The sequence below is a fragment of the Ferrovum myxofaciens genome, from assembly GCF_000735045.1.
GTDB lineage: Bacteria > Pseudomonadota > Gammaproteobacteria > Burkholderiales > Ferrovaceae > Ferrovum > Ferrovum myxofaciens.
This window is the reverse complement of record NZ_JPOQ01000223.1, coordinates 1-442: the sequence shown is the minus strand read 5'-3', so window position 1 is coordinate 442 and position 442 is coordinate 1. Positions and strand designations below refer to the sequence as shown.

General features: G+C 43.2%; 1 protein-coding gene. It reads left to right on the top strand.

What is annotated here, in order from left to right; genetic code table 11:
• Positions 1 to 245: 245 nt before the first annotated feature.
• Positions 246 to 442 (top strand): hypothetical protein (locus IV91_RS16070; protein WP_035418211.1); only part of this gene is annotated, 197 nt, incomplete at its 3' end.

The following is a 442-nucleotide window of genomic DNA, read 5'->3' as shown; positions in this document are numbered from 1 at the left end:
GTAACTGCTCGCCCCTGCAAAAATAATTGAAAAAGTGCTTGACAGGTTTTTGGGTGCTCAAGGCGAGCAGTTGACGACTTGGGCATATTTGCCACAGCAGTGCAGTTTTAAGCGCCGCCAATTGATGTAAATTTTGATTTGGTCAATTCGGGTTGTTTTTTCAAAAATAATTGACTTAAGGCACCTTAAAATCGGTCGAAAAAACGCATGTTATCATTCTGTTATTCAAAATGATGGCGTGAAAAATGGCAAGTCTGGATAAGACCTCGGTACGTAGCCAGGTAGAAAAAGTCAGGAAGGATTTTGAGCAACTTCGCTCTGACGGCAAAGTTTCGCCCGAAGTTCAGGCAATCATGAGCAGCATGCTCATGATTGTCGAACTTATCCTTGCCATTTTTTTGGAGCGCACCACCAAGAAGAATAGCGCTAACTCCAGCATTCC